We start from the raw sequence: 18,361 nt of genomic DNA on the forward strand, positions 1-18,361 counted from the left end.
GGCTGACCGGGGTCGGCACTCTCTCGTCCGGCCCGTCTCAGCGCCCGGGGGCCACTACAGGGGCTGAGCCCTCGGCCGGCGGTGATGGTGGGTGTCGCGGACATCGCTGAGGTGATGGGGAGCGTTGGACGGCTTCCTGTCAACACGTCATCAAGATCGACACTATGCGAAGCAACTGGGCCGGATCCCGTTGGGCAAGTAGAACGTCGGTCGCTTGGACCACGGCCCGTCTACGCGCGGGCGACCGCCCAGCCCCGGCTCGTACCGGTGTTCCTGACGATCACCCCCGGGTGAGGCCCTCCGCAGACGCGGCTGCCACGTCCACTAATCCCTCCGCCTGGCCAATGCGCCTCGGGGCGGACCGCAGGGCCGTGATGGTGGGGCCACTCGGCCCGGTCGCTTACCCCCTCAGTCCCTATGGCCCATGCAGCACGCACCGGACGCTGGAGGAAGCATCCGGAAGGAGACTCGCGATGACCGGCATCCAGGTAGCCCCGGTGCACGCACTGCTGAGCGACGGCACCACTGTGCGGATACGGCAGGCGGGGCCGGCGGACCGCGAAGAAGTGCTACGGCTGTACCAGGAGATGTCTCCGGAGAATCTGCGGCTGAGGTTCTTCTCCATCAGTCCGGCCTCCGCCCGGAAAGCCGCCGCCCGGGTGGCCGAAGGCGAACGGCCCGGCTACCACGCGCTGGCCGCGGAGTCCGAGGGACACCTGATCGGTCTGGCCGAATACGAAGTCCTTTCGCCGGGCAGCACCGCCGACATCTCGGTGGCCGTCGCCGACGGCTGGCACCACCGCGGCGTGGCCACCCTGTTGCTGGAACACCTGGCGGACGCGGCCCGTACGGCAGGTGTGACGGCGTTCAGCGCCGACGCCTTGTCCGAGAACCACGATGTGCTGAAGGTCTTCCACGACCTGGGACTGCACGTCACCCGCCACTTCGACGGACCCGAGGTGCACTGCACGGTCGAACTGAGCGAGGACGACGCCTACTTGAATGCCGTCGAGGCCCGGGGACGGGTCGCCGACGTCGTCAGCATGCAGCCGCTGCTGCGGCCGAAGGCCGCCGTGGTGATCGGTGCGGGTCGCAAGCCCGGCTCCGTGGGGCGGGCGATCCTGCGGAACATCTGCACCGGTGGCTACACCGGGCTCGTCTACGCCGTACACCCCGAGGCGGGAGCGATCGCCGGGGTGCACGCCTACCGGTCCGTCGCCGATCTGCCGCAGGTACCCGACCTGGCCGTGATCGCCGTACCGGCCGCGGCTGTTGCCGGGGTGGCCGAGGAGTTCGGGAAGGCCGGCGTGCGAGCCCTGCTCGTGGTGTCCGCCGGACTGGACGCCCATCAGGCCGGAGGCCTGATGGGCGCGTGCCGACGCTACGGTATGCGGCTGGTCGGCCCCAACTGCCTGGGGCTGGCCAACACGGAGGACCACGTACACCTCGACGCGACCTTCGCCGCCCGCCATCCCGGACCGGGTACCGCTGGAGTCGCCGTGCAGTCGGGCGGTGTGGGCATCGCGCTGCTGGACGGCCTCGCCCGGCTCCGCATCGGCGTGTCCAGCTTCGTCTCGCTCGGCGACAAGTACGACGTCAGCGGTAACGACATGCTCCAGTGGTGGGAGAGCGATGGGCACACCGACCTGGCGATGCTGCATCTGGAGTCCTTCGGCAACCCGCGCGCTTTCTCGCGCACCGCTCGCCGGGTGGCCCGGGCAATGCCGGTACTCACTGTGGACGCCGGCCGATCCGAGGCCGGACGGCGCGCCGCGGCCTCCCACACCGCGGCGGCGGCCACCCCGACCATGACCCGGCAGGCCCTGTTCACCCAGGCCGGTATCACTGCCACCCGCACCATCGGCGAACTCCTGGACACCGCTGCCCTGCTGCATGCACAGCCCCTGCCCGCAGGTACCAAGGTCGCTGTCGTGAGCAACGCGGGTGGGGCGGGAGTCCTGGCCGCCGACGCGTGCACGGACGCCGGACTCGTCGTCCCGGAACTCGGCGCCGACCTTGTGGACGAGCTTCTCGGTCTGCTGCCCCAGGGTGCCACCGCTACCAACCCGGTGGACGTCACTGCGGCGGTCGACGAAGAGCAACTGCGGGCGTGCATCAGCCTCCTGACCCGGCACGGCGCCGCCGACGCCGTCCTCGTCACGCTGGTCCCCACCGCGGTCGCCGCGGCCACCGGCGAAGACCTGGTACACGCCCTGACGTCGACCCCGGGGCCGCTCCCCCGTCCGGTCCTCGCGGTCCTGCCCGCCCAGGCAGCCCGTGTCGAGCTTCTGCCGACTGCCGACGAGACCATCGTCCCCGCGTACTCGGACGCCGAGGACGCCGCCCGTGCCCTCGCCCACACCGCCGCCCGCGCCGACTGGCTCTCTCGGCTCCCGAGTTCAGTACCGGATTTGCGGAACGTGGAGACCGGTCGCGCGCGGGATCTCGTTGCCGCATATCTGGACGGCAACCCGGAGGGTGGCTGGCTGGATCCCCAGGCGACCGCGGCGCTCCTCGCCTGTTACGGCATCCCGCAGATCCCCTGGGCGTGGGCGCGGGACGAGGACGAGGCCGTCGCCGGGGCCGAGCGGCTCGCAGGGCACGACGGGCGGGTCGTGATGAAGGCCTACTGGCCAGGGTTGCTGCACAAGAGCGAACAGCACGCCCTCCACCTGGACCTGCAAAACGCCTCCCAGGTCAGGGCCGCTCACCGTGATCTGGTCACCCGGTTCGGTGACCGAATGACCGGGGTGGTCGTCCAGCCACTCGGCGAACGCGGCGCCGAACTGTTCGCCGGTGTCGTCCAGGACGAGATCTTCGGACCGCTCGTGGTGTTCGGGCTGGGCGGCACGGCGACCGAACTGCTCGCCGACCACGCGGCCCGGCTGGCCCCCCTCACCGAGCTCGACGTGCACGACCTGCTGACCTCGCCACGCTGCTCTCCGCTGCTGTTCGGGTACGCAGGCAGCCCCGCCGCCGACCTCGGTGCTCTGGAACAGCTGCTGCACCGACTGTCGCGGATGGCCTCGGACCTGCCTCAGCTGACCGATGCCGACCTCAACCCAGTGCTCGCCGGGCCGCACGGGGTCACGACGCTCGACGCCCGCATCCGGCTCGTCCCGCGCCACGCCCACGACCCGTATCTGCGCCGGCTGCGCTGACCCGATCCCCACGGTTCGAAGGAGACCAGCCATGGAACTCACGAAGATCGGCGCCGTCATGACCGACGATGTCGTCGCAGCCCAGTACGGCACGCCGTTCAAGGACGTCGTACGCCTCCTGCGCGAGCACCGCATCAGCGGGCGGCCGGTGATCGACGAGGACGACAAGGTCATCGGTGTCATCTCCGAGACCGATCTGATGCAACGCCAGGCACGCCCCCCGGAGTCCCGCGGCCTGTTGGGTACTTGGGCGCTCCGGCTGCGGCGCGGTGCGCGGCGGAGGACCGCCAGGAGCCGGGCACGGACGGCCGGCGGGGTGATGTCAGCACCCGCCGTGACGGTACCCGCGGAGGCAGCTCTTCGTGAGGCCGCCCGGCTGATGACGCAGCATTGCATCGAACGGCTGCCCGTGGTCGACGAGGAGGACCGTCTCGTCGGTATCGTCACCCGCCGCGACCTGCTCCAGGTCTTCGTGCGATCCGACGAGGAAATCCGGCAGGCGGTGCAACGCGAGATCCTGTTCGACGCCCTGTGGCTCGGCCCGCACACCGTCGAGGTTGACGTGTACGACGGTGCGGTCACCCTCACCGGGCAGCTGGAGCACCGCAGCGACGCCGCCGTAGCGGTCGCCATGACCCGACGCCTGGACGGGGTCGTCGACGTGGTCGACCACCTCACCTACCGCTTCGACGACAGGCACGCCCGGCCCGCCGGACCGGCCATGCACGGCATGGCCGACGACTGACTGCACGAGCTGTGGAAGCAGAGACCATGAAGGGAGCCGGTGTGATGACCTCCGCCACCACCATGACCACGGCCTTGCGTGCCGAGCACCGCGACCGCCTGATGCGCCTTGCCCGCGAGGTCTCCTTCGATGCCGGCACTCGCCTGTTCGAGGAGGGTCGGCGCGCCGATCTCTTCTGGATCGTGCGGACCGGCACTGTCGCCCTCGACCTGTACGTGCCCGGCCGCCGTCCCGCTGTCATCGAGTCGCTCGGTCACGGCGAACTGGTCGGCTGGTCCTGGCATTTCCCGCCATACCTCTGGCAGCTGGGCGCCGAGGCGATGAGCCCGGTGCGCGCCTGGGAGTTCGACGCCGAGGCGGTCCGGGCGATGTGCGCCGAGGACGCCGAGTTCGGCCGGGCGATCGCGGTCTGGGTCGGCCGTGTGGTCGCCCAGCGGCTGCACGCCTCCCGGGTCCGGCTGCTCGACCTCTATGCCCCCTACGGCAGCGGTGGCCTGACGTGACTGCCCGCCCGGCCTCACGAGGAGGACAGGATGCACACCAGCCCGCACCGGGTGAGTGACGTGATGACACATGCCGTCGTCGCAGTGGGCCGCAAGGCTCTGTTCAAGGACATCGTCGAGCGCATGGAGCAGTGGTGCGTCAGCGCCCTTCCCGTGCTGGAGGGCGACGGCCGGGTCATCGGAGTGGTTTCCGAGGCCGACCTGCTGCCCAAGGAGGAGTTCCGGGACAGCGACCCGGACCGGTTCACCCAGCTGCAACGGCTGTCCGACCTGGCCAAGGCCGGGGCCGTGAGCGCGGAGGAGCTGATGAGCACCCCGGCCGTCACCGTCCACGCCGACGCCACGCTCGCCGAGGCCGCACGCATCATGGCCCTGCGACATGTGAAACGTCTGCCCGTCGTGAACGCCGAGGGCGTCCTGGAAGGCGTCGTCAGCCGCGGGGACCTGCTCAAGGTGTTCCTGCGCCCGGACAACCATCTCGCCGACGAGATCCGGCGCGACATCGTGGACGTCCTCTTCCCGGCCCCGGTCGAGCCCGTGCACATCACGGTCACCGAAGGCGTCGCGACCCTGACCGGACGAGTTACGGACGCCGCCCGCATTCCGCTTGCCGTCCGTCTCGTGCGGGGCGTCGAGGGGGTGGTGGGCGTGGACTGCCGGCTCACTGCCGCCGACGGGTAGCGCCCCTCGCTACAAGAACAGCTGCCCTGGCAATCGAGGTTGTTGGCGGCCAGCCTGTTGCGCGTACGGGCTCGGCGTTCAGCTCTTGCCCCCACTCAGGTTCCCCCACTGAGGTCCGACCTGCTTCCATTCCTGGTCCCATTCGGCCATACGCCGCCGGATGAGCCGGCTGCGAACCACCCATCCAACCGTCCAAACCGCGACGCCCGCCGAGGGGGCCACCAGGACTCCGGTCAGGGCCGCCTGCAGGGTTGCCGCTGCACCCGTGACGGGTGCGGACACCACGCGACCCATATGGTCCGTCCAGACGGTTATCCGGGTGCCGGCCGGAGCACCAGGGAGCACCTTCGCCCGGTCGGTGTGCACGGCTCCGTCCGCTGTCGTCCAGCGCACGACCGCCCATACCCGGCCGTCGTCGTATCCGCCGAGCGCCGTCCTCGCCGCGTCGTCGGTGAGGACGGCGGACACGGTGTGGACCTGAGCCTGCCGCGCGGCGAAGGCCGAGTCCGTCGCCTGGGCCGCGGCCGCGCCCGCCAGGGTCCCGCCGGAAAGGGCACAGATCCAGGTGGCGAGCACGATCCACGCTTCGACGACATCGCTGTGCCGCCGGAGCGGGTTGCGCCGCCAGCGCCATAGCCGTACAGGTTTCACCGTCGTGGGAGGTGTCTGCGTCATGGTCGCCGCCTCCTCTCGCCGGACGCCGGCCGCCGTCAGGTGGAGGCCGACGTCCGGCGTGTGTCCGACACGTCAGGGTCGAGGTCCGGATGGCGCGTCGGACCGGTCAGCGCGCACTGCACGTCCACCACGCCCTCCACGGCCCGCACCAGCAGGGCGGCGAGCGGGACGAGCGCGGTGTCGTGCACCAGGCCCGAGAGCGTCACGACACCGTCGCGCACCTCGATCCGGAGCGCTTCGGCGTGTGTACCGAAGAGCCGTTCGACGACCTCGCGCCGGACCTCCTCGGCGATGTCCTCGTCATCCCGCAGGAACACCTTCAGCAGGTCGGAGCGGCTGACGATCCCCTTGAGTGCGCCATCGTGCCCGACGACCGGCAGCCGCTTGACCCCGTGGCGTGCCATGACGCGCGCGGCGCGGGCGAGGGTGGCGTCGGGTGTCACGGTGACGGCCGGGGCGGTCATCAGCTGGCCGGCTGTCACCGCGCCGGCCTTGTACACGTCGGCGGGATGCTGTAGCTGGCCATACCGGTCGAGATCGCTTTGCCGGTACTCCTCCTTAAGCAGCATGTCGGCCTCGGAGACGACACCGACGACGCGTCCGGCGTCATCCAGCACCGGGAGGGCGCTGACCCGCCACGCCCGCATGGTCTTCACGATGTCCTTGAAGGTCGCTCCCGTGCGCAGGGCAACGACCCTGTGGGTCATCACGTCGTCCACCACAGTCGGAGTGCCGTCCATGGCGTCCTCCATTGGTCTCGGGTGCGTCCTACGACACCTTCAGCCTGAGGCAACGGACACGTTCACGGCATGGGCCGAGTGGCCCGTCCCACGGTCCCTGTCACGGGGCCGACCGGGGTTACGGCGCGGCCGGTGACGCTGTCGTGCGAGGGGTGTCCGCGCAGTTCCGGAAGATAATTCCTACTCGACGGGCAGCGGAACCCACCAGGTAAGCAGCGTGCCGCCCCCGTCGGGGCTGTTCACCTCGAACCGGCCCCCCAGCTACTCCGCTCGCTCGGCCATGTTGCGCAGTCCACCGCGGCGTTCGCCGGGCGTGATTCCCACACCGTCGTCCGAGATCGTCAAAGACGCCTCGTGGCCGTCAGTCGTCAGGACCACTTGGGCCCGGTCGGCGTGCACACCGCCACGGCTCAGGCAGCCTTGGGGCCGCTCGGCCCACCCGCGGGGACCGAGGGCACCTCCCCTACGGCACCGTTCCGGCGGAGGCTGAAGGTGTACCGAGACCGCGGGAGCCGAGGAGACGCGTCATGGTCCGCTACGTGTACGACTTCCAGGACGGCGGCCGCGACCTGGCCGACCTGCTCGGTGGCAAGGGGGCCAACCTTGCGGAGATGGCGCGGCTGGGCCTGCCGGTGCAGCCGGGGTTCATCGTCACCACCGAAGCCTGCCGCGCCTTTACCGGTGCAGAGCCGGAGGGCATGTCGGCGGAGGTTTCCCGGCACCTGCCGGCGCTGGAGTCGACCGTCGGGCGGCTGCTCGGACAGCCGGACGAGCCCTTGCTGGTATCCGTCCGCTCCGGGGCCCGTTTCTCCATGCCCGGCATGATGGAAACGGTCCTCGACATCGGCCTGAACGACGCCTGGTCTCGGCGGTAGGCACGGTCGCCTCGGGCCAGTCGACGCTTGACCTGGCGACCACTGCTGGGCTCATGCGCTCGCTGCGTGCCGACCCGGCCGAGACACCGTCCATCCCGCCGGAGCTGGCAGGCCTGTCGCCCCGGGAACGGGACATCCTCGCCCTCGTCGGCGACGGCCTCACCAACCGCGAGATCAGCAAGAGGCTGTACCTGTCCGAGAAGACCGTCAAGAACCACATCTCCCGGCTGCTGGCCAAGCTCGGCGTGCAGCGCCGGGTGCAGGCGGCCGTCCTCGCCTCTCACCTGGACCCGCATGAGGCCGGGGACCACTGCGCGCATTGATCGCATCAGGGAACCGTTCCTAGTGACTGAGCGGGAGTGAGTCCTGTCGCCAGGGCTCACGCTCAGCCGCACGTCCCGAGCGGTGTTGGGCGTGCTGGTTGCCCGCGTTCGCTCCGTGTCCGGGCGGCACGCATCGTGTGCGTGGTCCGGGAATACGGGGGCGGGGTTCCTCACGCCCAAGGGCGTCCGGTCGGGCCTGGACGGTCCGATGCCCACAGCCATCGCTCTGGTGGGTGTGGGGCGGTGCCGTCCGTCGCCGGACCGAATGTCCTTGGGCGCGCCTTCCGACCGCGATGCTGGCCGCATCGTGCCGGGTGGTCTTACGGGTCTTGCTGGTGAGGGGCTTTTGCCAGTGCTGGGCGCCCCACCGCGAGGTGTAGGCCGGGTCCACGGCGATGATGGTGATGTTGGTGGCGTCGGCCATGGAGGTGAGGCGGGCGCGGAGCCTGCCGGTGGGCATGCCGGAGATCAACTGCCTAAACCGGCGCTTGCGGCCGTGCTTCTCGCGGGTCTTCTCGGCGGTGAAGTCCAGGTCCTCCACCGCGATCGCCTTGACGCCACAGGACTTCGCCCAATTCAGCAGCCTGGACAGGGCGTGGCGGACCTGAGCGTCGCGGTGGGTGGCGCTGCCGGACAGGTCGAAGTCGAAGCGGCGCGGGTTGCCGAGCGGGTTGCCGTGCGCATCGAGACGCCAGGCCGCGAGGTGATCGGCGTTGGTGTCCACGCCGATCACACCGTGCGCGAGGACGGCATCCAGCGGCATCACCGGGGCGGGCGCGTACTGCCAGGACGCGGTCACGTACCAGCGCCCGCGCCCCACGTCGAAGTGGATGCGGTAGGCCACGGCCCGGTTGGCTTCCACGCGGTCGGCCCACTCGACGCCCCGGTGGGGGAAGGCGAGACGGGAAGCGAGGACGTACCGGCCGTGCGGGGCATTCGCCAGCGCGGCGAGCGGGGCTGGGAGTTTGAGGGAGACTTCGCCGTCGGGTGTGACGCGGATGGTCTCGTTGCCGTACCGCTTCCCGCTCTCGCCGTCAGCGGCGAGAAACCAGCGCTCCGCCTCCCACCGCTCCCGCCAACGGGTCTCGGTGAGCTGGGCGTCGGCAAGGTGGTGGCGGGTGTTGACCAGGCGCCTGCCACCGCGCACCACACGAACCCGTCCGGCCCGCCACTCCTCGACAACCGCCGCGTACCGGGACTCCAGCACGGCTAGCCGACGCGACTTCGCATGCCATTCCCGCGCAGACCGGTAACCACCCGGAGCCCCTTTCGAGCCGCGCTCCCCAACGGGCAGCGACAGACGGTGCCGGATCGCCCGGATCCCGGCCTCAAGGCTATGAATGTGTGCCGCCTGGCAACGCCGCGCAAGCGCCCACTGATCATGCGAGGCCTTGGTGAGCGCACCGGCCCACCGGGACGACGACAACGGCGTCAGCCCACGCTTGCGTACCGCCCACGCCTCCGCGCAATGCTCCAGACCATCAGCACACCGCGTCTTGAGATCCCGCGACGCCAACGCGCCCAGGTGCGCGCCGACCAGCCGCAGCACCCTCTCGTCCCCGGCCGTCAGATGCTTGAGCCGGCCGCGCACAGCGACACCGGACGGTCCTGAAGCGACAAACGGCACAGCCACCACCCGCAGCCCCGAAGGCGGTCGCTCCCCCCTCCCACGCACCACACCCCACCCCCCACTCAAGCCCGCACCCCCACGTCACACAGACCAACGAACCACACCCGCAAAGGTCACCCGTTCCCATCCCGAACAATCAGGCGACCCCTCCCTCACGAACAGGCGAAACAGAACACGCTCACTCCTGCACCCTCATATGCAGCAATTCGCAGAAAAAACCCAGCAGTTGATTACCCCACCAGACAACCCTGGCTCAGGCGGCGGTGAGAAGGTTCTGCACCTCGACGACGTCGGCGATGTTCTCCACCTCCGCCACCAACCGAGCCATGCTGGCCGGAGGCATCCGCCCCGTCAGCTCCACGATGCCGTCGTGCACGGCCACCTCCACGGTCTCCTGGTCGACCGGCGGGCAGCAAGCCTCGATCCTGGCCTCGACCTCGGCCCGTATCCCGGCGTCGTCCCTGATGAGGGCCTGCAGCAGCGCGTTGCGGCGTACGACGCCGACCAGGTGGCCCTCGCGGTCGGTGACCGGGATCCGCTTCAGCCGGGACAGCGCGGCAAGCCAGCCGGCCTCGGCGACGGTCGCCCCCGGCAGCACCGTGATCGCCGGGCTCGTCATCAGGTCGGCCGCCGTCTCACCGCGGGCCTTGCTCTGCATCCGCCGCTCACGCAGTCTGCCGATGTGTCCGGGCCGGTGACCGGAGGCCTCGAAGGCGACCTTCGCAAGCAGATCGTTCTCCGAGACGACGCCCACCACGTGGTCCTCGGTATCCACGACGGGGACGGCGCCGACCTGCTCACGTGCCAAGAAACGGGCGATGTCGCGGTACGGCAGGTCGTCGCGCAGGGAGGCGGCGGGCACGTCCATCACGTCGCGCACCAAAGGGATCTTGGCTTTGGGCGGCGAAGGCGGTTGCGGGGGCGCCGCGGCCGACGGCACCGGGCGGCCGGTGGCGCCTGCGGGGGCCTGCTCTTCAGTGCGTGCATACTCAGCCGCAGCCGTGGCCACGGCACCCAGGTAGCGAATCAGCATGTCCTGCCGGTCCGCCTCGCCGGGGCTCCAAGGGCGGGAGGGCCGGTCCTGTCTAGCCGCGGCCTCCGCGGAGAAGTTCTCGTGCCTGTTCACGGCGGCCTCCGGACTCCGTCGAATTGCCTGCACTCCCAGTCTTTCGCTCCGGCCGCTCTTGCCAAGAGCCGAACGGCCCTGGTGGAACGGCGTGACGGCCCTATCCGGTGCGGGGAGGAACGGGAACGGTGAGACTGAAGGAGCAGCCGACCGGCAGGAGGTCGCCGATGAGTCTGCGGGACTTCCTGGAGCGGTTCCGTCCGGCGGGAACACCGGGAGCGTCCGCCACCGGCGTACCCGCCGACCGTACGGCGGAACGTGCCGCGGAATTGGAGCCCGCCCTCGCGCAGCTGACGGATGTGCAGCACGAGGCGGCACGGATCCGGGCCTCGGCGGACGAGGCGGCCACGGCCGTACGGCAGGATGCGGCGCGGGAGGCTGCGGAGCTCGTGGCGGCTGCCCGGGAGCGTGCTCCCGAGATTCGCCGACAGGCTGCGGAACCCGTCCTCCGGGAGGCTAGGCGGGAAGCGGACGCCCTTCGCGCCGCCGGGGACCTCGCCGCTTCGGCGGTCCGGGAGCGGGGCAGGGAGCGCATGCCGGATCTGGTGGTCCGTGCCGTGGCCGATGCGCTGCGTCTGGCAGGCATCCCGGACGAAGGCGAGACGCCATGAGTGCCGGTTGGGTCGCCGGGGCGGTGCGGGCCAAAGCCCTCGTCGGCCGGTACCCGGGCGCCGCAGGAGCGCGGGAGGTCGCGGCCTGTGACAGGCTCGACGACGCCTTGCGGTGCCTGGCAGCGACCCCGTACTCGAGATATGCGCAGACCGCGGTCGGCCTGCCCGAGGCGCAGCGGGCGGTGACCGCCACGCTGTTGTGGCATCTGCGGGTGCTGGCCGGCTGGCTGCCCCGGGGCGGTGCCCGCCTGCTCGTTCCGCTGGCCGCCGGATTCGAGATCGCCAACGTTGCCTCCCGGCTGCCCGCACCAAACGGTCGTCGCGCGGCGAGCCCGCAGCCGTACCGGCTCGGGGCGCTGGAGACTGCCTGGCGAAGTCTGGAGCACGCCGCGACGCCCGGGGAGCTTCGGGCGGCGCTCGCCGCCTCGCCCTGGGGCGACCCGGGTGGTGACACGCCGTGGGCCCTGGTCACGGGTATGCGGATGGCCGCAGCCCGGCGCACCGCAGTCGCCGTACCGCCTGCACGCCGCTGGGCCCAGGGACGCGCGGTCCTGCTGACGGCCCGTGAACAGTTCGTGCATCAACGCTCCCTGCCGGAGCCCTCGCAGCGTCACGCGGCACGGCTGCTCGGGGGGCGGGCGTCGGCCGCCGCCTCGTACCAGGAGTTCCGCGAGCGTCTTCCCTCGGCGGCCGGTTGGGTCCTGGCGGACGTCGAGGAACCGGACGCGCTGTGGAAGGCCGAGGCCCACTGGTGGCGGACGGTGCAGGCCGATGGCGCGGCGATGCTGCGCGACGGCCGGTACGGGCCGCGCGTGGTCGTGGGTGCGGTCGCGGTGCTGTCCGTGGACGCCTGGCGGGTGCGGGCGGCGCTGGAGTCGGCGGCGCGCGGTGGACGGCCCGGGGAGGTTTTCGATGCCCTGGTCTGAGGCGATGGCTCCGGTCCGGATGCGCCGTGTGGCGGTGATCGTGCCGCAGGCGGCCCTGCGGGACACGCTGGTGCGGATCGCCGAGGCCGGTTGCGTGGAACTGGACCGCGCCGAGGAGACGGCTCCGGGCGCGGCGGCGGTGCGGCTGCAGCGGCTGCGGGGACGTGTCACGACGACCGGGCCCGAGAGCGCCGCTTCGGCCGTCCTGGCCGCCGCCGCGCCCGACCTCGAGCTGCTCGAAGAACGAGGCGATGTCGAGTTGCTGGCGGGCGAGGCTCAGTTGGAGGAGCGCGCGGAAGGCGCCGTACGGCGTGGGGAGGTGGCCGCGCTGGCCGGGTGGTGCCCGGCCGCCGAGGTGCCACGCGTCGCGGGCCGGCTGGCCGCTGCGGGCGGCGCGCTGGTGCCGCTGCCGTCCCCGCGCGGCGCGGATCCGCCGACGCTGCTGCGGCCGGGCGGCCCCGCCTCCTTCACGCCGCTCGTGACGACGTACGGCACACCGGCCTACGCCGACCTCGACCCCTCGTGGCCGGCGGGCCTCGCCTACGTCGCGATGTTCGGGATCATGTTCGGTGACGTGGGGCACGGGGCGCTGCTGGTGCTCGGCACGCTCGCGCTCCGCCTCGGGCGGCCCCGTCGGCTTGCCCGGCTGGGCCGGCTGTGGCCGTTCCTGGCGGGCGCGGGAGTCGCCTCCATGCTCGCGGGCGCCGCCTACGGGGAGTTCTTCGGCCCGACCGGGCTGCTGCCGGTGCTGTGGCTGAGCCCGTTGGACAGTCCTGCCCGCCTGCTCGCCGCCGCCGTGGTTTTCGGGGCGGGACTGCTCGCCGTCGCGCATGCCGCCGGCGCGGTCAACCGTGTGCGTGAGGCCGGCTGGGGCACGGCGTTGTACGCGTCGTCCGGCTGTGCCGGGCTGCTGTTCTACCTGGGGCTCGCGCTGGCCACGGCGGGCCTGCTCCTGCATCGGCCGCCCGCGGCCGTTGTCGGGGTCACGCTCGCGGTGACCGGGCTGGCGCTGGTGGCCTTCGGCTTGTTCCGGGCCACGGCGGGTGGCGGCGCCGGATGCGCCGAGACAGCTGTACAACTGTTCGACGTCGTCGTGCGTACGGGCACCAACACCCTGTCGTTCGCCCGGCTCGCGGCCTTCGGCCTCACCCACGCCGCACTCGCCGACCTGGTGTGGCGCGGCACCACGGGCCTGGCCGGGCACGGTGGTGCCGGAGTCGTCGGCGCCGTGGTGCTGTTCGCCGTGGGTACGGCCCTCTCGTTCGGCCTGGAGGCCCTGGTGGCAGGTGTGCAGGCCCTGCGGCTGGAGTACTACGAACTCTTCTCCCGGCTCTTCGAGACGGAGGGCCGCCCGTTCCGTCCCTGGCACGTTCCCCCGGCGGAACCTGCCGACCGCGCTACGAAGGTGGTCCCATGCTCACCTGGCTGATCGTCCTGCCGGTCCTGGCTGCGGTGCTCGGCGCCGTCCGGCTGCTGCGGCGGCACCGGATCAGACACACCTTCCGCTGGCTGCTGGCGACGAACCTGGCCCTGCTGGGTGGCGCCTGTGTCGTCCTGGCCACGGCACTGGCGGCCCCTGCACAGGCGTCGGCGCACGCCGCCGCGTCCGGTGGGGTCAACGGGTCCGCCCTGATCGGGGCGGCCATCGCCGTGGCCGGGGCCTCGATCGGGGCTGCGATCGCCGTCGCGTACACGGGCGCAGCAGCGCTGGCAGCCCTGAGCGAACGTCCGGAGATGTTCGGCCGGGCGATGGTGATCGTCGGTCTGGCGGAGGGCATCGCGGTGTACGGCCTGGTGGTGGCGATCCTGCTGATCGGAAAGGTCTGACGATGGGCACCGTGACCGCCATCGGGGCACGGACCAGCGTGTGCGGGCTGGCCCTGGCAGGGGTCGACGTCCTCGTCGCGGAGGATCCGGACGCCGTCCGTCGCGCTTGGCGGGCGCTTCCCGGCACAGCCGGGCTCGTGATTCTCACGGCCGAGGCCGCCGAAGCGCTGGGAGCCGAGACCACGGCGCCCGACCCGTCCCGTCCGCTGACGGTGGTGATGCCCTGATGACCGCGCCCGTGGACGCGCTGGACCCCGTGCGCGCGGAGCTGCTGCGCGCGGCACGGGCCTCGGCCGACGCCGTCCGGGACCGTGCGCGGGCCGACGCGGACGAGACCCTGCGCGCCGCTCGCGCTACGGCTGAGCAGGTGCTTGCGCAGGCGCGGGACCTCGGCACGGTCGAGGGCGCCGCCGATGCGGAGCGGGAGCGGGTGCGCGCGGTGCAGGATGCCTGGGCGGCGGAGCTCGTGGTCCGTGCCGAGGTCTACGCGGAACTGAGGAACGCGGTCCGCGAGGGTGTGCGCCGGGCACTGGCGGAGGGTGCCGTGCCACGGGCCCGGCTCGCCGAGGCGGCGCGGTCCGTGTTGGGAACGGGGGCACAGGTCACGGCTGCCGACGGGGGCGGTGTGACGGCCGAGGTGCCCGGCCGCCGGGTCGACCTGTCGGCCGACGCTCTCGCCGACCGGGCCCTGAGCCGACTGGGCGCGCGGGCCGAGACGCTGTGGGAGCCGCCGTGACCGCCCCGGGCAGCCAGGGGGCAGACCCGCAGGCCGAGGGCGCCGGTCCGACACCCTCGCAACAAGGCGACGCGTCCCGTCCACGGATCCTTCGGGTCGCCGGCCCCCTCGTGGAGATCACCTGCCCGGCCACGGTCGCCATGCACGACCTGGTCGCGCTGGGCGCCGCCCGGGTGCCGGGCGAGGTGGTCGCCATTCAGGGCGACACCGCCACTGTCCAGGCGTACGAGTACACCGGCGGGCTGGCCCCGGGACAGCCGGCGGAGCCGCAGGGCAGGCCGCTGTCGGTGCGGATGGCACCGGATCTGCTCGGCGGCGTGTTCGACGGTCTGCTGCGTCCCCTGGCCGGTGCCGGTGACTTCCTGACGAGCAGGTCGGGCGGCGCGCCTCACCGGCGTGCCTGGCGGTTCACACCACAGGTGTCCGCGGGAGCGCGGGTCTCGGCCGGGGACGCTCTCGGGGAGATCGGAGCGAGCGTGCCTCTCCGGCTCCTGGCGCCTCCAGGCAGCTCGGGCGAGGTGACCTGGATAGCCCCGGCGGGCGATCACTCCCCGGACGACGTGCTCGCCGTCGTGGGCGGGCACGAGGTGCGGATGGCACTGTCCTGGCCGGTGCGCGGGCCCCGACCGGTCGCGGAGCGGTTGCCGGCGGATCGGCCGCTGCACACCGGGCAGCGGGCAGTCGACCTGCTCTTCCCCGTGGCCCTCGGCAGTACGGTCGCCGTGCCGGGCGGCTTCGGCACCGGCAAGACCATGCTGTTGCAGCAGATCGCCAAGTGGTGCGACGCCGACGTGATCGTCTACGTCGGCTGCGGCGAGCGCGGCAACGAGATGGCCGACGTCATCGAGGAACTGTCAGAGCTGACCGATCCGCATACGGGGGGCCGTCTGGCGGAGCGGACCGTGACGATCGCAAACACCTCCAACATGCCGATGATGGCCCGTGAGGCGAGCGTGCACACGGGCGCCACGGTCGCCGAGTACTTCCGCGACATGGGCCTCGACGTCGTCCTGATCGCCGACTCGACCTCCCGATGGGCGGAGGCGCTGCGGGAGTTCGCCTCGCGGATGGGCGAACTACCCGCCGAAGAGGGCTATCCGGCGGGGCTCGCCTCTCAGCTGGCCGCGTTCTACGAGCGGGCCGCCGCGGTGCGCACCCTGGGCGGCGCGACCGGCTCCGTCACGGTGATCGGAGCCGTGTCCCCGCCGGGAGGCGACCGCACCGAGCCGGTCACCGCCCACACCGAACGCTTCGTCCGGTGCCTGTGGAGCCTGGACCGCGACCTCGCCTACGCACGGCACTACCCTGCCGTCTCCTGGGCGGACTCCTTCTCGCGGGACGCCGCCGCGCTGACCGCCTCACGCACCCGGGGCGGTGATCCCGAGTGGGCCGAGCGGCGCGGGCGGGTGGCACGACTGCTGGCGGAGGCGGACCGGCTGGCCGACCTCGTCGAACTGGTCGGCATCACGGCGCTGCCACCCCGGGAACGGATCAGCGTGCTCGCGGGACGGCTGCTGCGCGAGGCCGTGATCCAGCAGAACGCGCTGTCGCCCGCGGACGCCTACAGCGCCCCCGAGAAGACCGCGGCCCTCGTGGAGGCCGTGCTGACGGTGATCGACCGCTGTCTGGAAGTGGTGGACTCCGGTGCCCCGGCGGATGCGGTCGAGGCGGTGGACTTCACCCCGCTCCTGCGCGCCCGCGAGACCGCCGGCCCCGCGGAGACCGCCCCGGTGGCGGCGGCGCGGGACACCGTGCTGGACCGGCTCAAGGAGGTGGCATGAGCGGCGCCGTGAACATCGAGTACACGGGCGTGCGGGAACTGCGCGGGCCGCTCGTGGTCGTCGAAGGCGTGAACGGGGTGGGCTGGGACGAGTTCGCCACGATCGTGCTGGACTCCGGTGAACGCCGGCACGGGCTCGTCCTCGAAGTGGACCGGGATCTCGCGGTGGTGCAGGTACTGGAGGACACGGCCGGCATGGACCGGACCGGCACGCGTGTCGCCTTCGCAGGGACGCCGCTGCAGATACCGGTGGGCCCCGGGTGGCTCGGGCGGGTGTGCAACGGTCGGGGCGAACCGGCCGACGGCGGACCGCCGGTGCTGGGCGGCATCTACGCTCCGGTCGGCGGCGCGCCGATCAATCCCGTGCGCCGGGAACCCCCGAACGAGCCGGTACTGACCGGAGTGGGCGCCGTGGATGTCCTCACGACACTGGTTCGGGGCCAGAAACTGCCGGTGTTCTCGGCGGCCGGGCTGCCCCATCTGGAACTGGCGGTGCAGATCGCGGCCCAGGCGACGTGCGGCGGTGAGCCCTTCGCCGTCGTCTTCGCCGGAATGGGGCTCACCCACGCCGACGCGGCATTCGTCCGGGATGGGCTGGCCGCCCGCTCCGCCGCACGGGAACTGGCCCTCCTCGTCAACACGGCCGACGACCCGGTGATCGAACGGCTGCTCACCCCCCGTCTCGCGCTGACCGTCGCCGAGCACCTCGCGTTCACAGAGGGCCGACACGTGTTGGTGGTGATGACCGACATGACGGCCTACTCGGAGGCGTTGCGCGAAGTGTCCGCCGCCCGGGGCGAGATACCGGCCCGCCGGGCGTACCCCGGCTACCTTTACAGCGACCTCGCGTCCCTCTACGAACGCTGCGGCAGGATCAGAGGCCGCCCCGGGTCGGTGACCGTCCTGCCGGTACTCACCATGCCCGCGGGCGACATCACCCACCCCGTGCCGGACCTCACGGGCTACATCACGGAGGGTCAGATCGTCCTGTCCGCCGAGGTCCACGCCTCCGGCACGTATCCCCCCGTCGACCCGCTGGCCTCGCTGTCACGGCTGATGCGCAAGGGGGCCGGACCGGGCCGTACCCGCACGGACCATCCGGCTGTCGCCGCGCAGTTGATCGCCGCGCTGGCCCGGTCCCGGCAGGTGCGGGAGCTCGCCGACCTGATCGGGCGTCCCGCGCTCAGCCCGACCGACCTGCGCTTCCTGGACCTGGACGACGCCTTCCGGCACCGGTTCCTCGCCCAGGGGACGGAGGAGAACCGGTCGTTGGACGAGTCTCTGGACCGGGCCTGGGAGGTGTTGCTGGCCCTGCCGCGCAGCCAGCTCGGCATGATCCCCGCCGACCTGCTCGACGACCACGCCCGACCGCAGGACGAGGAGCCGACGTGAGTGCGCACGGGCGCCAGGTACCGACAGGGCGTGCCGGTCGGCTGCGGCTTCGCCGCAGCCTTGCCACCGCGCTGCGCGGAGCGGACCTGCTGGAACGCAAACTCCGGCTCCTGCTGGACCGGGAGCGTGCGGAGCGACGAGCGGCTGAGGAAGCGGGCCTTGTATGGCGGGAACAGCTGGCCGAAGCCGATTCCTGGCTGGTGCGTGGGGTGATGCTCGGCGGCGAACGGGCGCTGGCCGAGGCTGTTCCTGCGGGCCAGGCCTCTATCGAGGTCCAGTGGGCCGCGCTGATGGGTATACGCCATCCCGCAGCCGTGGTCTGGACCGGCCCCGTCCGCTCACCGGCGGAACCGACACCCTCCAACACGGCGCTCGCGCACGCCGAGACGGCCTACCGTGCCGCGGTCCGCGCCGCAGCGGAGCACGCCGCCCGCAAGGCAGCCGCCGAACTGCTCGCCGCTGAGGCCGCACGGACCCGGCAGCGGGTCCGTGTCCTGCGCCGCCACTGGATACCCCGACTGCGGCGCGAACTGGCAGCGGTGGAACTGGCGTTGGAGGAAGCCGAGCACGAGGAGGCGGTACGACGCCGCTGGGCGGCCACGCACGGAGCCCGCTGACGGTGACGTGAAG

The 18,361-nt window shown here is 72.0% G+C and carries 16 protein-coding genes and 4 pseudogenes; 15 read left to right on the top strand and 5 right to left on the bottom strand.

Features of this window, described 5'->3' with window-relative positions; genetic code table 11:
• The first annotated feature begins 473 nt into the window (after positions 1–473).
• The 4 genes from OG568_RS55135 to OG568_RS55150 are packed head-to-tail and all read left to right on the top strand — an operon-like array spanning position 474 to position 5,090.
• Positions 474–3,161: a bifunctional acetate--CoA ligase family protein/GNAT family N-acetyltransferase gene (locus OG568_RS55135; protein WP_329537557.1), complete on the top strand. Its 2,688-nt coding sequence runs from the start codon at positions 474–476 to the stop codon at positions 3,159–3,161.
• A gap of 31 nt (positions 3,162–3,192) precedes the next feature.
• Positions 3,193–3,906, top strand: a complete 714-nt coding sequence (locus OG568_RS55140; RefSeq protein WP_329537558.1) for a CBS domain-containing protein — start codon at positions 3,193–3,195, stop codon at positions 3,904–3,906.
• Positions 3,907–3,950: 44 nt separating this feature from the next.
• Positions 3,951–4,409, top strand: coding sequence for a Crp/Fnr family transcriptional regulator (locus OG568_RS55145; RefSeq protein WP_329537559.1), 459 nt, complete (start codon positions 3,951–3,953; stop codon positions 4,407–4,409).
• Positions 4,410–4,439: 30 nt separating this feature from the next.
• Positions 4,440–5,090, top strand: coding sequence for a CBS domain-containing protein (locus OG568_RS55150; RefSeq protein ID WP_329537561.1), 651 nt, complete (start codon positions 4,440–4,442; stop codon positions 5,088–5,090).
• A 78-nt stretch (positions 5,091–5,168) separates the two neighbouring features.
• On the opposite strand, the gene OG568_RS55155 is transcribed toward OG568_RS55150, so the two are convergent.
• The 3 genes and pseudogenes from OG568_RS55155 to OG568_RS55165 form a co-directional block, all read right to left on the bottom strand.
• A complete protein-coding gene (locus tag OG568_RS55155; RefSeq protein WP_329537562.1) occupies positions 5,169–5,765 on the bottom strand; it encodes an Rv1733c family protein in 597 nt (198 codons plus the stop codon).
• Between the two features lie 35 nt (positions 5,766–5,800).
• Entirely contained in the window at positions 5,801–6,505 is a 705-nt protein-coding gene (locus OG568_RS55160; RefSeq protein ID WP_329537563.1) for a CBS domain-containing protein, read from the bottom strand.
• Between the two features lie 180 nt (positions 6,506–6,685).
• Positions 6,686–6,898, bottom strand: a pseudogene (locus tag OG568_RS55165) (sensor histidine kinase); the annotation flags it as partial.
• A 134-nt stretch (positions 6,899–7,032) separates the two neighbouring features.
• Here OG568_RS55165 and OG568_RS55170 point away from each other — a divergent pair.
• Together OG568_RS55170 and OG568_RS55175 are read left to right on the top strand one after the other, a co-directional pair.
• Positions 7,033–7,362 (top strand): annotated as a pseudogene (locus OG568_RS55170) (PEP/pyruvate-binding domain-containing protein); the annotation flags it as partial.
• 2 nt (positions 7,363–7,364) lie between these two features.
• Positions 7,365–7,703, top strand: a pseudogene (locus OG568_RS55175) (helix-turn-helix domain-containing protein); the annotation flags it as partial.
• Between the two features lie 19 nt (positions 7,704–7,722).
• Here OG568_RS55175 and OG568_RS55180 read toward each other — a convergent pair.
• Both OG568_RS55180 and OG568_RS55185 read right to left on the bottom strand, forming a co-directional pair.
• Positions 7,723–9,378: pseudogene (locus tag OG568_RS55180) on the bottom strand (IS200/IS605 family accessory protein TnpB-related protein).
• A gap of 208 nt (positions 9,379–9,586) precedes the next feature.
• Complete coding sequence (locus OG568_RS55185) at positions 9,587–10,213, bottom strand: CBS domain-containing protein (RefSeq protein WP_329537564.1); 627 nt, start codon at positions 10,211–10,213, stop codon at positions 9,587–9,589.
• Between the two features lie 413 nt (positions 10,214–10,626).
• On the opposite strand from OG568_RS55185, the gene OG568_RS55190 reads away from it, so the two are divergent.
• The 9 genes from OG568_RS55190 to OG568_RS55230 all read left to right on the top strand — a co-directional run bounded on the left by OG568_RS55190 (position 10,627) and on the right by OG568_RS55230 (position 18,348).
• Positions 10,627–11,070 (top strand): hypothetical protein, encoded by a 444-nt coding sequence (locus OG568_RS55190; RefSeq protein ID WP_329537565.1) that lies wholly within the window; start codon positions 10,627–10,629, stop codon positions 11,068–11,070.
• Entirely contained in the window at positions 11,067–11,996 is a 930-nt protein-coding gene (locus OG568_RS55195; RefSeq protein WP_329537566.1) for a hypothetical protein, read from the top strand. Before OG568_RS55190 ends, OG568_RS55195 begins: the two co-directional genes overlap by 4 nt.
• 70 nt (positions 11,997–12,066) lie before the next feature.
• Positions 12,067–13,425: a V-type ATPase 116kDa subunit family protein gene (locus tag OG568_RS55200; RefSeq protein ID WP_443077981.1), complete on the top strand. Its 1,359-nt coding sequence runs from the start codon at positions 12,067–12,069 to the stop codon at positions 13,423–13,425.
• Complete coding sequence (locus OG568_RS55205) at positions 13,410–13,823, top strand: ATP synthase subunit C (protein ID WP_329537568.1); 414 nt, start codon at positions 13,410–13,412, stop codon at positions 13,821–13,823. Before OG568_RS55200 ends, OG568_RS55205 begins: the two co-directional genes overlap by 16 nt.
• A 2-nt stretch (positions 13,824–13,825) precedes the next feature.
• Positions 13,826–14,050, top strand: coding sequence for a V-type ATP synthase subunit F (locus tag OG568_RS55210; RefSeq protein ID WP_266590372.1), 225 nt, complete (start codon positions 13,826–13,828; stop codon positions 14,048–14,050).
• Positions 14,050–14,559, top strand: a complete 510-nt coding sequence (locus tag OG568_RS55215; RefSeq protein WP_329537569.1) for a hypothetical protein — start codon at positions 14,050–14,052, stop codon at positions 14,557–14,559. The genes OG568_RS55210 and OG568_RS55215 overlap by 1 nt, the downstream gene beginning before the upstream one ends.
• A gap of 86 nt (positions 14,560–14,645) precedes the next feature.
• On the top strand, positions 14,646–16,340 hold the full coding sequence (locus tag OG568_RS55220) for a V-type ATP synthase subunit A (protein ID WP_329538293.1): 1,695 nt from the start codon (positions 14,646–14,648) through the stop codon (positions 16,338–16,340).
• Complete coding sequence (locus OG568_RS55225; protein ID WP_329537570.1) at positions 16,337–17,731, top strand: V-type ATP synthase subunit B; 1,395 nt, start codon at positions 16,337–16,339, stop codon at positions 17,729–17,731. Before OG568_RS55220 ends, OG568_RS55225 begins: the two co-directional genes overlap by 4 nt.
• Complete coding sequence (locus OG568_RS55230) at positions 17,728–18,348, top strand: V-type ATP synthase subunit D (protein ID WP_329537572.1); 621 nt, start codon at positions 17,728–17,730, stop codon at positions 18,346–18,348. The genes OG568_RS55225 and OG568_RS55230 overlap by 4 nt, the downstream gene beginning before the upstream one ends.
• Positions 18,349–18,361: the final 13 nt, after the last annotated feature.

Source organism: Streptomyces sp. NBC_01450, assembly GCF_036227505.1.
Taxonomy (GTDB): Bacteria; Actinomycetota; Actinomycetes; order Streptomycetales; family Streptomycetaceae; genus Streptomyces.